General features: G+C 62.5%; 7 protein-coding genes. 2 read left to right on the plus strand and 5 right to left on the minus strand.

Features of this window, described 5'->3' with window-relative positions:
* Window positions 1-198: 198 nt before the first annotated feature.
* Window positions 199-1,698 carry a tetratricopeptide repeat-containing protein gene (locus AAGA68_17725; GenBank protein ID MEM9386905.1) on the plus strand — a complete coding sequence of 500 codons (1,500 nt, stop codon included), beginning with the start codon at window positions 199-201 and terminating at the stop codon, window positions 1,696-1,698.
* Window positions 1,699-1,819: 121 nt separating this feature from the next.
* On the opposite strand, the gene AAGA68_17730 is transcribed toward AAGA68_17725, so the two are convergent.
* From AAGA68_17730 to AAGA68_17750, 5 genes are all read right to left on the minus strand, one after another.
* The gene (locus tag AAGA68_17730; protein ID MEM9386906.1) at window positions 1,820-3,295 is read right to left on the minus strand and encodes a polysaccharide lyase family 7 protein; all 1,476 of its coding nucleotides are present in this window, start codon (window positions 3,293-3,295) and stop codon (window positions 1,820-1,822) included.
* A gap of 10 nt (window positions 3,296-3,305) precedes the next feature.
* On the minus strand, window positions 3,306-4,373 hold the full coding sequence (locus tag AAGA68_17735; protein ID MEM9386907.1) for a polysaccharide lyase family 7 protein: 1,068 nt from the start codon (window positions 4,371-4,373) through the stop codon (window positions 3,306-3,308).
* Window positions 4,374-4,473: 100 nt separating this feature from the next.
* Window positions 4,474-7,578 (minus strand): TonB-dependent receptor, encoded by a 3,105-nt coding sequence (locus tag AAGA68_17740; protein MEM9386908.1) that lies wholly within the window; start codon window positions 7,576-7,578, stop codon window positions 4,474-4,476.
* Window positions 7,579-7,643: 65 nt separating this feature from the next.
* A complete protein-coding gene (locus AAGA68_17745) occupies window positions 7,644-11,930 on the minus strand; it encodes a VCBS domain-containing protein (protein ID MEM9386909.1) in 4,287 nt (1,428 codons plus the stop codon).
* A 632-nt stretch (window positions 11,931-12,562) separates the two neighbouring features.
* Window positions 12,563-14,146, minus strand: coding sequence for a glycosyl hydrolase family 28-related protein (locus AAGA68_17750; GenBank protein MEM9386910.1), 1,584 nt, complete (start codon window positions 14,144-14,146; stop codon window positions 12,563-12,565).
* Window positions 14,147-14,508: 362 nt separating this feature from the next.
* Between AAGA68_17750 and AAGA68_17755 the strand changes: the two genes are divergently transcribed.
* Complete coding sequence (locus AAGA68_17755; GenBank protein MEM9386911.1) at window positions 14,509-17,403, plus strand: TonB-dependent receptor; 2,895 nt, start codon at window positions 14,509-14,511, stop codon at window positions 17,401-17,403.
* Window positions 17,404-17,457 lie beyond the last annotated feature (54 nt).

Consider the following 17,457-nt stretch of genomic DNA (forward strand, 5'->3'; position numbering starts at 1 on the left):
CTCTCGGTGGCACTGCACGGCGCGATGAGCGCCGACGACAACGGCATCGGCAGTCCCGTCTACAAATAGCTCCCGGGTCTCGGCCCCGTCGATTGGTCCAAGATAACGAGCGCGCGTGGCAAGCACTTCGGCATGGTGATGAACGATTGGCGCAGCCGCGTTCGCATTGCAGGCAAGGAGGGACGCGTAGGAGATATCTTGACCCTTGCTCGTGATGCACCGGATCGGCGGAGCTTTCTCGAACAGACCTGCGCGGCGGGTCGCGAACTGGTGGCACTGGGGCGCAACGATGCGGCCCGCAACTTGTTCGAGACGGTAGTAAGTGAAGACTCCTCACACTTCGATGCACGCGTCGAGCTTGCCCAGGTGCTCAACCGGCTGCATCAGCCTCAACGGGCGGTGGAACACCTGAAGATCGCGGTCGAACTCGACCCGGATATCTCGACGTCCGCGGGCATTCGTTTCGGTCGCATCTACAAAGACCTTTGGCGCCGTGAGTGGGAACCTGAAGCACGTGCCGACGGGGAAGCTCGCAAGGATAGCGTGGAAGATCGCAGGGTGACGGCATGCAAGCATGTGGGCCTCGCTCGGCAAGCCTACCGTGCGTACCACAAGGCTTACGAGCAAGATATGCAGCAGCACTGGTGTGGCTTGAACGTCGTGTCGCTGCACGATTTGATTGGGCTGGTAGGATCCAAACCATCTCCTCTTGAGCGAACGGATGTGCTCGGTGCGGTGCGGACGGCAGCGCGCCGCGATCTCCACCGTGCCGACCAAGCTGGCCTGTGGGCGCACTCGACGCTCGGAGAGTGCGCCCTGCTCGAGGGCGACGAGGATGAGGCCATTACCGAGTACCAGGAAGCTAGCACCGGTTCGGAGCTGACCTGGTTCATGGTCGAGTCGATGGTGACGCAGCTGCGCTTGTACGAGTCTCTCAATCTGAACGGGGAACTCGCGAGGAAGCTGATAATGCTCCTCGAGGAACGGCGTCCGCCCGCTGCGGTCAAGCGAGCGCAGGTAGTCGCGTTTGCCGGGCATATGATCGACCGCCCCACGCGTAGGAAGCCGCGATTTCCCGAGAGTCTCGTCGAGCCAGTGTCTGCGTCGATTCTCGAGCAGCTCAACGACTGGAAATTCGGCCCCGGGAGCCTCGGTATCTGCGGCGGCGCGGCGGGCTGCGATTTGCTGTTCGCCGATCACTGTCTCAAGCTGGGAGGCCACGTCCAGCTGCTAATTCCAAAGGACGTCGGCCCCTTCTTGAAGGATTCCGTGAGGTTGCCCGGCGAGGCTGGCTGGCCAGCGCTGTTCGATCGCGTACGCCGGCATGAGAGGACGGAACTACGCGTGCAAAGCGATGCGTTGGGCGAGCCACCGGCGCATGCGCACGTATACCTGCGCAGTAACGACTGGCGTCTCGATAGCGCCCGCGCCGAAGCACCTGATCGTGTCCGGGACGGTGATAAGACGACGATGCACAAACCGGTGCAGCTCGCTTACCTCGCAGTCTGGGATAGCACTAGCGAAGCGGACGGCCTCGGCGGAACGGCCTCTTTCGTGGAGAGCGCAAAGGAGCTCGATGGTCGTCTGGAGATCATCGATCTGCCATTGCTGAATGCGCTGGAGAAGACCCGGCCCAAGAAGGCTAGTAGTGCGCTGCGAAAGCGCAAGACCTCGCGCCAGCGCGCGTCGAAGCGCTAGGTGTGTAGGCGCTGCCTAGCGGCCGCGATCGAGGCGAGATGCTGATAGGACAGCGCTTGATTCGCTGCTGGTAGCAGGAAGGGGGTAGGCGCGAGAGCGACCCTCACAAACTCCCTGCTTTTTAGTCGTGGGAGTTCTCGAGTTCGTAGAACGTCACCTGATCAAAGTCGGCTCCATCTCCTGTGCTGTTCTGCGTGTAAGCCCCGGCCTTGAAGTACATCCACTCCTGCGGAACGTCATAGCCGCTTGACTGTTCCCGCATATCGACGACGTTGTGGCCTATGATCGGCCCGGCGAGGTCACCACGCCTCAGCAAGACATCGATCCGTGCGCCGCGCTGCACGACCTCGTAAGAGAAGATTTCGTCTAACGCAATGCCGTTGTCGGGATTCTCATCGTCGGATGGCGCCTCGTCGAGGTCACCATTGATAGGGCCAAGTACCGCAAAGTAGATGTCGTCGGCGCTGCGGATCTCGTGCGCGAAGTAGACGAAGCCGCGTTCGTTCTCTGGGAACTTGCGATAGTAGAGACGCAGGGGCTCATCATCCTCGGCGTGGATCTGCCCGATGATCACGCGGCCCACCTGGTTGCGGTCGCCCGTCTCCGTCACGTGATTCACGGCCAGCGTGGCCCGCAGGACACCGTTACGACCGCCCACGGCCAGGCCCGGGTCGGGCTGGTACCCCAGTAGCCAGTTGTTGCGGTTCACGCCGCGGGTGCTGATGCCCGCGTTTCCCCGGCGGAGCATCTCCCGTAGTTCCGAGCGAGTGAAACGCGTGTTGGCGGAGGTCTTCTCACCTTCGATCGTCGAGCGGAAGACCATCCCGCCATCGGGGCCGGTGAAGAGAAACCCATCTGAGAAGCCGTTGTCCAGATCCCTTTCGCTCGCTGTGTCGCCGATGCCGTTGCCGTCGAGATCCGCTGGCGTATCTAGCTTCCAGCTCAGCAAAGCGAAGTTTGTGCCTGGCGGATGCATCGGATCGAGTGCAAAGTCGGCGGCCGTCACGTTGCTCGCCTCGAACGCGGCCGTCGGTGTCTCTAGGGTGCAGCCAAAGGCGGTGCCCTCGATGATCGCGTTGTCCGTGTTCAGGGAGTTGCCGAAATTCTCGATCCGCAGGTATCGCGCCGGGGTGTCTGGGGTGTCGTACCGTTCGAAGCGCTGCGTGGTGCCGGTGGATTGCTGATCCGCTAGGAGTGGCTCGAAATCGGCGCCGTCCTGCGAGGCGGAGACGCTGAAGGAAGCCGAGCGTTGGTCGCCCTCGAACCAGGCAATGCCGATCTCCCTGACCAAGTGCTGCGCGCCCAAATCCAGCGTGATCGACTTGGCATCACCGGGCGATACCCAGCGCGAGGCTGGGTCGAGATCATCGTCTATCGCGTGCTCGGGGCCGTTGCCGGGCAGGCTTTGTCCATCGTCCGTGGCGGCGGCGACATTGATTAGATGGGTGCCGGCGCACGAGCTGGCGATGGGCGTCGGGGCGGGCGTTACCGGTGCGGTCACGATTTCTCCGCCCGCGTCCGACAACCCACCGCCACCGCATCCTGCGAGTGCGAGTAAGCCGGCGATCGCGCTGCCGCGCAAGACTAGGCGTTTCATCAGGTCGCCACTACTGCCTGCTGGCCAGTCGCTTCGGGTCGACTGAGCCGGTGATTTGAATGCGACGAAACGCCACCGAGGCGTAGTCGCCGTTCGCCCTATCGGTGTCCCAGTCGCCCGTGCCGGCGCAAGCCGCGTACCACATGGCGGTATCGTCCACCGTGCTGCACTGGTTGTAGGCGCCGGCTTTGAAGTACAAGGCGTCGCCTGAGTAGCCTTTGGGGTTGTCTTTCTCGTCGACTTCACCGTAGGCATCGACATTATTTGAGAGGTCGATCTTGTAGGTGACCGTTTGTGACGGATCGGCCGTCCTGAAGGTCAGGTGCATGACGTTACGGTGCACATTGATGTTGTAGTTGAACCATTGCCCCAGGGCGATGCCCGCCTCAACAGGGTCCTCGGGGTTCTCCCACGTGTTGCCCCACACGGGGTAGGCGATGTCCGTCCGGTCGGGGTTGTCCTTCGCCAGGTTGCGTTCGTAAGTCCAGAACACGGAACCGGTCTCGTGGTGAGGCCACTTCTTGTAGTAGATCTTGATCGGCTCGTTGCCCCACCCGAAGCCCTTGCCCTTGCTGATGACCTCCCGGTCCTTGTCGGCGTGGATTTGGCCGACGACTACGGAGTAGGCGGGGCGCTTACCCCTGTGCCCGGCGTTCTTGGCCACGTGCAGCACTTTCAAGGTGGCTTCCAACTGACCACCGATATCAGCGAAGGACCTCGAGTTGCGGTGAGCCTTTAGCGCGAAGTTGTTCTTCGGGTCATGGGTGCCGATGCTCGTGTTGCGTCCTCGAAACATCTGGCGTAGCTCGCTGCGCGTGTTGGTGGAGCCGGATGTCGTGATCGCCTTGTTCGGCGCAGTGAACACCAGATGACCGTTTGCATCGAGATAGAAAAAGTTTGCATGGGAGAACTTTTGCAGGGACCTGACGCCGATCTCGTCTACCTTGCCGTCCTGGTTGTCGTCTAGGGGCAGGGTCAGCTTCCAAAACCGTAGGTCGAAGCGATCCGATGGATGTTCCGCATGAGCGACCGACGGAATCACGAACGCCAGCGCCAGGCTAGCAAGCAAGTAACGCATTTGTGTTTCCCGAAAGAGGGCACCGAGCAGCGTCGGCTGCTGCTCGGTGCCAAAGCTAACGTTGAGCGTGTGCTCTCGCCTCGGCATAGATGGACGGCGCTTAGAACTTGCCGCGCAGGCCGAAGAATAGTCGCGGCCCGTAGCTGAGCGCCTGGAACGTGTTGCCCTCGATGGCGCGATCGTCGAAGCGCGCCTCATCGAGGATGTTTTTTGCCTCCACGCTCACCCTGAGGTTGTCCGTCAGGTTGTAGCGCAGGCGTAGGTCCAGCCGTTGGTTGGCCTGGGTGTAGCGGACCCGACCAAAGGCGTCGCGGATGAACTGCTGGAAGTAGCCCGAGCGCGTGTTGTAAAGCGCCTGGACGAACCAGCGATCATTGCTCCAGAACAGCTGCGTAGACGTCACATGGTTGGACAGACCGAAGAGATTGGCTGGAGGGATGATGCCGACCAAGGCGCTCTCGGTGACCTCACCGGTATCCTGATCCACCGTGATCTCGACCCCGTCGCCGCCGTTCTGGTCTTCGAATTCGAAGCCGGAATCGGCGTAGTTGTAGCTGAATCGGCCGCCGAAGCCGCTCAAGAATCCCGGCAGGTAATCAAAGGAGTGCACGAGCGTCAGTTCGAAGCCTCGGATGGTGCTCTTCTCATCACTGATCTGCGTCGTCTCAACGAAGCCCTGCACCTGGTTGCCATCGAGGTTGAAGGTCTCGAGCTGAGCCACGTTCTCGAAGGCGCCGTTGAAGCGCTTCCAGTAGGCCAGGGCAGCCACCATGGAGTTCTCGTTCGGATACCACTCCACGCCCAGGTCCACGTTGGTCGACAGGATGGGCCGCAGCTGCGGGTTACCGGTCGCACTGATGCCGTTCACGGCCTCCGACAGCGAGGAGAAAGCGTTACCCACATCGTTGTCCTGGATCGCACGGCCATTGCCAAAGGCATTGGGATCTGGGCGCGACATGCCGCGGAAGATCCCGCTGCGCAGGACCAGGTTGTCGTTGAGATCCGCGATCATGGTCAGGCTGGGGAGAATCTCCGTGTAGCTGTTGGTCTGCACGTCGGTTTCAAAACCAGCCTCACCAGGATCCGCCTGGGTGATCACAAAGCCAACGCCATCGATCTCCTCGACGGTGATTGGCGCGCGGTAGCCGACGGAGGTAATGTCCGTGTTGACCAGACGCGCGCCGAGATTGCCTCGCACGGGCAGACTGCCAATCTCCGTTTCGAAGTCCGCCTGCAGATACACGGCGAGCGTGTCTTCCGTGACATCGTTAGTGCCGGAGGTGATGCCGTCCTGCAGCTGGACACCGGCCAAGCCTCCGTAGTTGACCAAGAAGGCGTTCGCGGCACAGTCGAAGTTGAAGGTGGCGAACTCGTTGACGGAGGTGCCGCTGCTGGCGTTGGTGATGAGGTTGCCGTCGCGAACGTTCGACAGGAAGTTCGATTCGGGGAAGCTGCCGTTCGCGCAGCCCAGCACGTTGGCGAGGACCGCGTCGGTGATGGCATTGTCCGCGCCGCCGTTAGGCGTGGTGAGGTCCTCATCCTCGAACAGGCTCTCGCCCGGCGCATTGCGTAAGCCGCCGAGTTCCAGATAGGTCTGCGTAGAGAAGCGCGCGCCTGCCTTTACCGTGCGGATGGGGCCGGCGAAGGCATCCCAGGAGAGATCGGCGCGGAAGGCGTCGAGCTTGTTGTTGCGCGTGATTTGACGGGCCCGCAGTCGTGCTCGGTCGCGTGCGTTGAAGTAGCTCGGGTCCGTTACCTCGAAGCCGTTGCCCCCGTCATCGAGGATGGTGGCGATGGCGGCAGATCCGCCTTGGTTAGTGTCCAGCTGAACGGTGAAATCGTCGCGATTGCCGCCGAGGAGGTTGTTGTCCGTGGCGCCCAGGCGAAGTTCAAAGTCCGTCTCCGTGCGCGTGGTCTCGGACAGGCCGTAGTCCAGGCGCAGGTTCAGCCGATCGGTGATGCTGAAGTCCAGGTTGATGCCGTACCCCTCGTACTCCTCCAGGCGCTGGAAGTCGGTGGTGAAGGAGTGGATCACCGTTTCTGACACGGAGGAGGAGACGACGCCGGTGGTCGGGTCGGAGAGGAGGAAGGAGAGGTCTTCCTGCGTGCTGCCCCACTGCAGGTCCCGGCGCAGCTCTCGCTGATCACGCTCGGAGTATTGGTAGTCGAAGGTGATGTCTACGCGATCGACCGGCTGGAACTGCAGGACGCCAAAGATGGCCTCTCGCTCATCGCTGGTCGAGTTTTGGCGATAGCGATGATCCCGGGGAATGTAGGCGAAGGGAACATCGCTCACGGAGTTGAAGTCGGGGTTGGCGTCGATCAAGTCCTGCAAGGCGTCGTTGCTGACGTCGGCGATGCCATCGTCGCAGCGCCCGTCCGTATCCGTGGGCAGAGCGTTGGCGTCGAAGGAGGTCAGCTGGCAGGCCTCCAGTCGACCTTGACCCGATGTGGTCGTGTATTCCTGCTCGGGGTTGGCTTCGTCTCGCAGCTGCGCGCCCACGGAGATGCCGAGGCGCACGCCGCTATCGAATTCGAACTGATCGATGTACGCCAGGGTGGCGCGTGAGCCGACATCCTGTCCGCCGGTGATGTCCGTCTCATCGGGGCTATGGGCGGCCTTGATCTCACCCTGCAGGAGGCGCTTGCCGTAAACCAAGGGCTTTTTCGTGTCCAGGTGGACCTGACCACTGACAGCCCCTTCGATGTACTCAGCGGACTGGGACTTGTGGATCGCAATCTTGTTGAACATCTCTGAGGGGAAGATGCTGAAGTTCACGGCCCGGTTGCCCCCGCCGTTGGTGGCTTCGCGTCCGTTCACTACCGTCGTCCCCAAGAAGGGGCCTAGGCCTCTGATGGACAGCTCCGTGGCGCCGCCGTTCTCCTGATGCGAGGTGGCCCCCGTGATGGTCTCTAGCGCATCGCCAACCGAGAGCGCGGGGATGTCACCGATCTCATCGGACGACAGGCCGTCCACGATCTGTACAGACGTTCGCTTGATGTCGATCGTGCTTTGCACCGTGGCTCGGATGCCGGTCACCACGACCTCTTCCACGCCTTCGTTCGACTCAGTGCCTTCTTCGGCTTCCTGCGCGGACGCCACGGTGCTGGCGATCGCCGTGAGGGTGGCGGCCAGCAGCAGGGCGTTCGCTCGGCGCGAGGTGGGCGAGGGGGTGGGGCGAGTGTTCTGCTTCGGTGTTGGCATGCTGGCTCTCACGTTCGTGGTGCGGCGCTTGACCGGCTGGCTGAAAAAATTGAGCGGACGCTTCTTCATTCCTCCACCCCCACCGAGGCCTCAGAGGTACTCGAGTTGTAGGGCGAGGCGCCGTTGTCCGTATCGAGCGAGTCGCCCTCGAGGTAGGACTCGAAGTCATCCGAGAACACGAGCGTAGTGCCCTCGGTGTCCGAGTAGATCTCCAGCTCATCCACGCTGAAGATGCCCGTCGCCTCGCGTACGCCGCTGTTGTCACCGAAGCGGAACGCCACGTGGGTGACCCCGCCGAAGGGCGTGTTGTCGGGCGTGAACGGGGCGAGGGCAGCGCCATTCACGGCGACGGTCACCTCCGGGAGCTGCATCGTGTCCCCGCCGGGGTACTGCCAGGTGACGACCACCTCCATGAAGGTCCCAAGCGTTAGGGGCAAGGCGGATGTGTCGACCGAGTCCGGGTTGCGCACGCCGTAGCTGTCGTCCCGGATGCGTAGGTCCAGGATGGCGCCCGCGTTGTTGGTGTCCTCGTTGAACAGCGTGATGAAGGCGTCGCCGTTGCCGAGGTCATCGTCCAGGCGCTTGACGAACACGGACACGCGACCGGCGGCGAGGGGCCCATCCTCGCCCAGGGCGTAGCGCAGCTCACCCGTGTCGCCGGCGTCCGTGTCGATGATCTGCGCCACCTGGTTGCCCGGCGTGCCGGGGCCGCCCGCTTCGCCTTCTTCGGCGCCGACGGTGGCCTCGGAAGTGCTTGAGTTGTAGGGCGAGGCAGCGTTGTCCGTGTCGAGCGAGTCGCCCGCGAGATAGGACTCGAAGTCATCGGCGAACACGCGCGTCATGCCGTCCGTGTCCGAGAAGATGCCGAGCTCATCCACGCTGAAGATGCCCGTCGCCTCGCGTACGCCGCTGTTATCGCCGAAGCGGAACGCCACGTGCGTGACGCCCCCGAAGGGTGCGTTGTCCGGGACGAAGGTATCGAGGACGACGCCATCCACCGAAAGCGTGACCTCGGGCATCAACATGGTGTCGCCACCCGGGTACTCCCACGTGACCAGCACCTCCATGAACGTATCCAGCATCAGGGGCAGCGATGACGTATCGACCGTGCCCGGGTTTCTCACGCCGTAGCTATCGTCCCGAATACGCAGATCCAGGATGGCACCGTTGTTGTTGGTGTCGGCGTTGAACAGGGTGATGAACGCGTCGCCGTCGCCAAGGTCATCATCCAGGCGCTTCACCAACACTTCCAGGCGTCCGGCGGCGAGGGGGCCATCGTCGTCCAGCGCGTAGCGCAGCTCGCCCGTGTCGCCCGGGTCCGTGTCGATGATCTGGGCGAACTTGTTGCCCGGGCTGCCGGGCCCGCCAGCGCCTTCGATGGTCTCCACCGAGGCTTCAGACGTGCTGGAGTTATACGGCGATGCCCCGTTGTCGGTGTCTAGGGAGTCGCCGTCCAGATAGGACTCGAAGTCGTCAGCGAAGACTTCCGTAAAGCCCGCCCTGTCCGAGTAGATGGCCAGATCGTCGACGCTGACCTTGCCAGTCGCCTCGCGCACGCCGCTGTTGTCGCCGAAGCGAACGGCCACGTGCGTGACCCCGCCGACGGCGTTGTTGTCGGGCGTGAAGGGCGGCAGGCTGACGCCGTCCACTGAGAGCACGACCACGGGGTTGACGCTGTCGGACCCGTCCGGGTACTCCCAGGTCACCCGCACGTCCATGAACTCGTCCAGCCTGAACGGCAGCGACGAGGTGTCGACGTCGCTCGGGCTGCGGATGCCGAAGCTGTCGTCTCGGATGCGCAGGTCGAGGATGGCGCCATCGTTGTTGGTGGCGGAATTGAACAGGGTGATGAAGGCATCCCCGTTGCCAAGATCGTCGTCGAGGCGCTTGATCTTCAGTTCCACGCGTCCGGCCAAGAGCGGGCCATCCTCGCCCAGGGCGTAGCGCAACTCGCCCGTGTCGCTGGCATCCGTGTCCACGATCACCGCCACGTTCGTGCTGCCGCCGGAAGGCTCACCGCCCACGCCGTTGATGGTGATGACCAGTTCCGCGCTGGTGCCGTCCACCGAGGCGATCGGGATGTTGTCCGTGATGCGGTCGCCCTGCACCAGAGCGGCGACGGTCGGGTCCATCGTGTCGAGGGTGTACTCCCAGGTGCCCGAGGGCAGGATCGAGAACAGGCCGTAGGTGGTGGTCGTGTCGATCTGTTCGACGAGCATGTCCTCGCCGGGATCCGGATCGATCACCGTGACCGTGTCCATCAACAGCTCCGTGCTATCGCTGTTGATCGCACCCACCAAGTTGAAGAACACCGCCGGCGTCGCCCCGCCGTCTGCGCTGCGGTCGAAGAGCGAGACGATCGTATCCACGGAGTCGCGGTAGTCCACGGAGCCGGTGAAGGACTCGCCGACGGTGTAGCTTTCGAAGTCATCCATGAACGCGAGCATGGTGCCTTCGGTGTCCGAGAAGATCTCGACGTTGTCGATGAAGTAGGAGCCGAAGGGGATGACCGTGCCGTTGTCGCCGAAGCGCCACTGCACGCGTTCCACGCCCTCGCTGAACCACTGATCGAGGTCGATGAAGTCGGGGTCCACGACGGCGGCGGTCGAGAAGGGCCCGCCCCCGAGCGCTTCGCCATCGATGAGGATCGTGATCTGATTCTCCGCGGATAGGTCCCAGATGATCTCCACCTCGTACCACTGGTTGGGCGTGAAGGGCGCTTCGATGATGTCGCCGGGGTAGGCCTCGCTCTCCGTGTTGCGGACCAGGAAGCGCGGCTCTCGGATGCTGCCGTCATCGTTGGTGGCGGGACCCTGGATGCGCAGGTCGACCAGGGATTCCGACACGCTGCCTGACGATCCGTATAGGGCGATGTAGGCGTCCTTCTCGTTGCCGTCGTCCGCCAGCGCGTCGGTCTTCAGGAACGAGAACTTAAGCCTCCCCTGCAGCTGATGGGGATCCAGATTGAGTCGCAGTTCGCCCGTGTCGCCGTTGATGGTGTTGGTGATCTCCGCGACCTGGGTCAGGGCCGTGACGCGGATCACGAGGTTGGCCGGGGTGCCGTCCAAGGAGGTCAGGGGGATGACGTCGTTGACAGACTCACCAATATCGAGGCCCGCCACGGTCGGGTTCTCCGTGTCGAGGAGGTAGGTCCACGCGCCGCTCTCATCGACGTTAAAGGTCCCGAAGGCGGTTTCCGCATCCGCTTGTGCGGTCACGCCGTCCTCGCCGAAGTTCACGTCGGTAACGGTGACTGTGCCGGTGAGCGGAGCTCCCTGATTGTTGGGGATCGACGCGTCCAGGCCCTCGAATTCGGCCGGCTCCGGCACGTTGTTGATGGCGCCCTCAACGGTCATCAGGGCATCGTTAACCAAGTTGCCAGCAATCGGCGCCCCGACGATGTTGACCACGGCCTGGTTGAAATCGTCGATCGTATCCTGAGAGAAGGTGCCGTCCGCGAGATCCATCCCTAAGTTGGCGACCACCTCCCCGGCCGAGGCGTCAGGGTCGTTGGCATCCAGCTGGGAAATCAGCGCCAGGGCGGTCGCATACCTGCCCGCGTCGTCGTTGGCGCTGGCGGTTGTGGTCAGATCCGTTGGCACGATCTGGGTAATGTCGGTGGCGACCCCAAAGTTGGTGCCGACCGTTTCGTTGTAGAGGGTGACGGCCGTGTTCAAATCGCCGGCGAGCTCAGCCAGCTGGGTCGCAATTTCGGTCAGGGGCGATACGGTGAAGGTGGCATTGCCTGCAACGTCGGCGACCGCTCGTGTGTTCGGAGCATCGAGCATGGCACCGGTGGCTTCATCGACGTAGGTACCGCCCGTGCAGGTGAGCAGCGCCACGCCATCCACGGGCACTAGCTCGCCGAAGCTGACCGATCCGTTAGTAGTGGTTCCCGACGCTAGTGCTGTCCCCGCCACGCCGTTAGCGTCGACCGGCGCGATGTCGCAAGTGGCCCCATCGACCAGCCCGTGCGTGTAGAGCGCACCGAGGGCGAACGCGGCTTGCACGTTGACAGGCGGGGACTCGACGGTTTCGCGAAGACCTGCTGAATCGGTGAAGCGCACCACGACGGTCACCGAGCCGCCACCCTCGCCAGCGGTCAGCGTGTAGGAGGATGCAGTCGCATCGGGTATCAGCACGCCATCGGCGTACCACTGATAGCTGTCGCTGCCAGCCTCAACGCCTTCGGGGTCGGTGATCCCAGCTGTCAGGGTTGCACCTACGACGGCCGCACCGCTGATGCTAGCCACTCCGTTGGAGCCCGGCACCCGCGTGAGGCTGTCCCGATCGCTGCTGCAGCCGATAAGTGTTGTCGCCAGCGCGGCACACACGAAGAGCCTGTGAATCATCACCCGAATATCCCCACTAAATCGTTTGTCAAGGTTGGAACGCCAGTCCATTGCGACCGTCATGGTGTGTCCTCTCCATGCTGAGCGCGGTGAGCCGAGCCGTCTCCTGTGACGGGAGTCGGCGTCGAAGGATCGGCGGCGGCGGGTTGTCGATAGGAGGCAGTACACACGCCTATCGTCCTTCGAAGGCGGAGGTGAACCCCACCTTGGCCACGCCCACAGCTGGCAGTGGGTGTCTGGCTGTTGCGCATCTTGGCCCCCCAGTTGCGTCCTTGGATCGCCGACGGTCTCGGCTGTTGTATCACTCTCCCTAAATTGGTCAGACCAATTTAGGGAGAGTGTCGGTATTGCGGTAAGACCGGTGAGCGAGTATGCGATCGCATACATGGAAAACACAATCCTGCACTGCAAGAGAATTCGCCGGAAAACGAGCGGTTTTCGACTGCAGCGAGGCCTTTGCCGGCGGGCGTTGAGTTCGCGCAATTGGGCACGTACGGCCGCGGCAATTGGCTAGGCATACTCGGCGGCGCTCGAGGTCGCCAGGGGATGATTGGAGCATCTCATCGGCCGGGAGCTGCCCGCACTCAGGGGCCAGGAGGTCGCTTGCTCGAGGGATCACGGCAGGCCCCACGTCATTGCGCAGTGGGCACCTTGACCGCCCGCAACCGCTCAGCAAGCTGATGGTCGTAGAGGGACGGGGCGGCCAGGACGGGTTGGTTCAGCATTCGCACGTACGGTACCGGGCGGTAATCCAGGGTGAAGCTGCGATTGCCGTGCAGGCCGACGATGAGCGCGCTCGGCCCTTCATCCAGTCCTTGGACGACGACTGTCTCATCCGGGTGGGCGCCGCCGGTGATCAATAGGCGTAGGTTCCAGGTCGTGTTGAAAGCGCCATGGCCAGGCTGCCAGTACCCTGCTCCACTGCCGTCGAACACAGGTGATACGGGTCCGCTCTTGGTCGGGATCGCTCGCTTGTGCAGGGTGACCTGATCGTAGAGGTTCTGGTGGTTCGCGCCGGCGTGCTGATCGAGTGTCGGCGTTACGAACACCTCAGCATTTTTGTACACACACTTCGTGGACTGCGTGTTGAAGGTGAGTGAGTGCAGCACCGGGTTCATCACGCGTACGTTCTCGGCCAGCACGTTGTGCACATTGCCCATGTGCACGGCGTAGTGGGCGCGGCGGGTGCCGTTGGAGAGGATGTCCCGGTACGTCACGTTCGCGCTTGCGTAGCTCAAGATGCCGCTGTCGGCATTGGTGATCTGGATATTGCGCGCCCACGAGTCGAAGGCTGTGGTGAAGTAGATGCCGTTGTAGCCACGCTCCATGTGGTGGCCGAAGTAGGGTGAGTCGGGGAACTCCAGATGTAAGTCCTCGACGCCTACATGCTCAAGGCCGTCCCATGCCGCTACTTGAGCAGGAATCGTCTCGTTTATGTCGTGAAGCAGGGGATCGGCGAGGCGAACGCGATGCCCGTCGACGGCTTCGACGCGGGAGGTTTGCCGCACCAGCGGGCGCTCGGGGAAGGACCAGTGATGAGACCCCGCGCGCCTGAACGCATCGCCGTACAACGATTTGATGATGCCCGCTTCCGGCCCCTTGGCGTTGATCCACTGCAACTGGACGATATCGCCGGTGCGAAGAGATTCGGGTAATGCCAGCTCGATCTCTCGATGGCCTCGCTGTCCGCGCTCGATGGTCGCGAGTACCTCGATGTCCGGATCGTACTCAACGAGGTACGGAGCCGTACGTACGCCAGGTTTCTGAATCCAGATGAAGCCGCCGCTCCACGAGTACTCGGAGAAGTAGTCGTTGAGGTTCTTGTCGGGCTCGACCTGGCGCTTATCGAGCTTAAGCAGGTATTCGCGTAGCTCATCCAGGGCCTTGCTCTTATCTACCTGGGCAAGCGGTCGTGGAAAGTGCAGCAGTGTGCCGCCCGCGCCTTCCCCCGCGCCCTGTAGGACGAAGTCCGACCGCGTGATTCGCAATACCTCAGAGATGCGGTAGCGACCCGCGGAGAATCGAACGATGACAGGCCCTGCCACGGTGTTGGCCGCAGCGATCGCCTGCTGAATCGCTTTGGTGTCGTCCTTCTCATCGTCGGGCGTGGCGCCGTAGGCATCGACCAGAACCACGTGCCCTTTGGCGGTCGGCAGCGCGCCCAGGCCGTTGCGAAACCCCGCATAAGAGAAGTCTGGCAGGTAGTGCTCGGCCATTATTGTCTCTAAAGACAATTCAGTCTTAGGCGCCGTATCGGGAGCCGCGGACGCGACCCTCGCTGCGGGCAGCGACGTCATGACGATTATTATGATCTTAAAAAAAGTCATTAATTTCATATAGTTGACTTCACTCGATGCAAAGACCGTGCTGAGTAGTTGCTCGCTTTGACCCTAGCTTAGGTGTACAGCCCCGACAAGTTGCTCGGCATCATTTGAGGTATTACGGCTCTCTGCAATCGGTGTAGACACCGGTGACAATTTGCGTATGCTTGGTGCTCGGGAGGCCGACCGAGCGCGTCTTCCGGCACACATCAAAGGTTTCCGGCCCGGGGGGGGATTCAGTGAAACACCGACTCAGCATGTCCGTGCTTGCGTGCTACGCAGCCGCAGCCACCGCACCAAACATCGCCAACGCCCAGCAGGAAGGCCCCATCGACGAAGTCGTCGTGCAGGGCATTCGCGGATCGCTGGCCAGCGCCATCGATCAAAAGCGCGACTCCGACAACCTGGTCGAAGTCATCGTTGCGGAGGACATCGGCAAGCTGCCGGACCAGAATCTCGCCGAAGTGCTTGAGAACGTCACGGGCATTCAGATCACGCGTACGGCGGGTGTCGGCACGGGCGTCCAAATCCGCGGCACAAATGCGAACCGAGTCGAGTTCAACGGTATCTCCACCGTCGCCTCCGGATCGAACCGTACGGGCATCGACTTCGAGGACGTCAACCCGGCCATCATCTCCGCGGTCGAAGTGATCAAGTCGCCCAATGCGAAGACCATCGAAGGCTCCGTCGGCGGCACGATCAACCTGCGCACGATCCGACCCCTGGAGCTTTCTGAGATCCTGGCCTCCGCGCGCGTGCAGGTGGAGGACAGCAGCCTCACCACTGACGGGCGGCAGCCTCGCCTATCGGGTGCCTTCGGTAACTCGTGGGATACGAGCATCGGCTCGATCGGCTTTGTGGTCAGCGGTAGCTACACGGAGCAGGAGTCCGTGTCCTTCCGCCCGCGTACGGACCGCGACAACATCGCGATGCCGCCTGGCGCCGACCCCGCGGAGTTTCTTGGCATCCAGTTCCTGGTGCAGGAGCAAGAGAATTTCGACTACGAGACCACGAACATTGCGTCTACCTTGGAGTGGGCGCCGAGCGATCGCCTGAAGTTCAGCTTCGATGCGATCATCAACGAGCAGGAGCGCAGCCAGGACAGCTATCGCCTGCAGGCCTCGGGCGTGAGCACCCTGCGCAACATCAGCGTCCCGACGGCCTTCGAGATCGTCGACTTCGGCGTGGGCCCGGGGGAGTTCCCCGCAGCCCTCGCGGGCGAGCTCGAGCCGGACTTGGACAACGATGATGACGACCCGAACCTGCGCTTCTCGAGCGATACGGGCTCGCGCGTGACGGACAGCCAGGTGTTCGCCTTGGCCACCGAGTGGACCGGCGATGGTTTTAGCGCTAGGGCGGAGATCGCCTCGACCACGTCAGACACGACCAACCCGAACTTGAGCACCACGCTTAACTTCATTAACCCGAACTGCCCGCAGGACGGCACGAGCAACGACAACTGCGTGCCCTTCATCTACGACCTCTCCGACGACTCGCTGGCCTGGGGCATCAACTTCAACTCGCCCTTCGCGCCTACCGTGGCGGATCTGACCGATCCTGCCAACGTGGTCCTGGACCAGGTGATCGTCGGTCGCAACACGACCGAGAACGAAGACATGGCCTTCCGCCTGGACTTCAGCTTCGACGTGCCCTGGAAGGCCTTCAACTCGATCGATTTCGGGGCGCGCTACAACCAGGCGTCGAGCCGCTTTAATGACATCGAGGATCGCATCGGCGGCTTCAGTCAGCTCGTCGATAGTCCCAACGGCCTGCTCTTCGAGGAGCTGCTGGTGCCGGGACCGGACAACTACGGCGACGCGGACGGTCGCGATCTGTTCATCTCCAACTTCTTGCTCGTCGATCCGAACCGGGCTTTCTCCGATCCGGACGGGACGATTCAAATTTTGCAGGACGCGGTGATCGAGCATGATCCTGACAGCCCGGACATCCTCATGCTGGCCTCGGACGAGAACCAGTTCTACGACGTCACCGAGGACACGATCGCCGTGTACGCGCAGGCCAACTTCGAGGCGGGCATCGTGCGCGGCAACGTGGGCTTGCGCTACGTCGATACGGAGACCGATTCGGTTGCCTTCGGCTTCGCCGATGAGAACGGCGTGCGCAGCCTCGAGTCCACCAAGGGCAACGCGGACTTCTTCCTGCCGCGAGCAAACCTCGTCATTCAACCCAGAGACGACCTGATCGTTCGCTTGGGCTACGGCTCTGATATTCGTCGGCCGAACTTCAGCGACGTGAACACGGCCTTCGCGGCGGACGACCAGGAAAACTCGGTCATCGCCCTTGGCAACCCGAATCTGCAGCCGGAGGAGGTCGACTCCTACGACCTCTCCGTCGAGTGGTACTTCGCGCCGGCGGCCATCGCCAGCATCGGGTACTTCCGCAAGGAGCGGACCAACATCATCGGTGTGGACTTCGACGGCGCGCTGCTGGTGGACGACCCGACCACGACTAGCGGCCTTGCCCGTGAGACGGACCCGAACTGCCCCGGGGGCGGTATCTTCAACCCGAACGTCGTGCCCAACGTGCTGGGCGACCCGGACACGCTCGGCCTGTGCGTAGACCGCACGACGCCGACCAACGATCCGGAGACCACGACCCAGCAGGGGATCGAGCTCGCTTTCCAGTACAACCTGTCGGCCTTCGAAGATCGCCTGGGCTGGGCGTCCGGTTTCGGCATCCTCGCCAACTACACCTACCAGGACTTCAGCGGCGGTTCGGTGATCGACACCACCTCCGGGCGCGGCCTCGACGTGCTCGGGGATGTCTCGATCCCGCGTGGGCTGTTGGACTTTTCGCAGAACGCCTACAACGTCACCCTGTTCTACGAGAAGTTCGGCCTCTCGGCGCGCGTGCGCTACACCTGGCGTGAGGGTTTCCGCACGCAGGACTTTGGCGGTGGTGCCAACACCAGCGGCAGCAGCACCTTCAGTTTCCCCGTGAACACCCTGGACCGCGGCCAGCTGAACGCAAGCATCAACTACGCATTCACCGAGAACTTCGCGGTCGAATTCCAGGCCGTGAACATTACGGAAGAACGGATCAATCAGCACTGCGTCAGCGAGGCTGGGCCGCTCTGCTTTGTCGGCTTCCCGGATCGTCGTTTGGCGCTCGGCGCAAGCTATAGATTCTGATAGCTACGCTGTGCGTCGCGAGCTGGCGATTGTCGAGTGCGCCCGGATTACGTC

This window comes from Pseudomonadota bacterium (genome assembly GCA_039193195.1).
GTDB lineage: Bacteria > Pseudomonadota > Gammaproteobacteria > Steroidobacterales > JBCBZW01 > JBCBZW01.

Coding starts and splice junctions, on each gene's coding strand:
- AAGA68_17730 (MEM9386906.1), bottom strand. CDS start 3,295: ATGAAACGCCTAGTCTTGCGCGGCAGCGCGATCGCCGGCTTACTCGCA.
- AAGA68_17735 (MEM9386907.1), bottom strand. CDS start 4,373: ATGCGTTACTTGCTTGCTAGCCTGGCGCTGGCGTTCGTGATTCCGTCG.
- AAGA68_17740 (MEM9386908.1), bottom strand. CDS start 7,578: ATGCCAACACCGAAGCAGAACACTCGCCCCACCCCCTCGCCCACCTCG.
- AAGA68_17745 (MEM9386909.1), bottom strand. CDS start 11,930: ATGATTCACAGGCTCTTCGTGTGTGCCGCGCTGGCGACAACACTTATC.
- AAGA68_17750 (MEM9386910.1), bottom strand. CDS start 14,146: ATGGCCGAGCACTACCTGCCAGACTTCTCTTATGCGGGGTTTCGCAAC.
- AAGA68_17755 (MEM9386911.1), top strand. CDS start 14,509: ATGTCCGTGCTTGCGTGCTACGCAGCCGCAGCCACCGCACCAAACATC.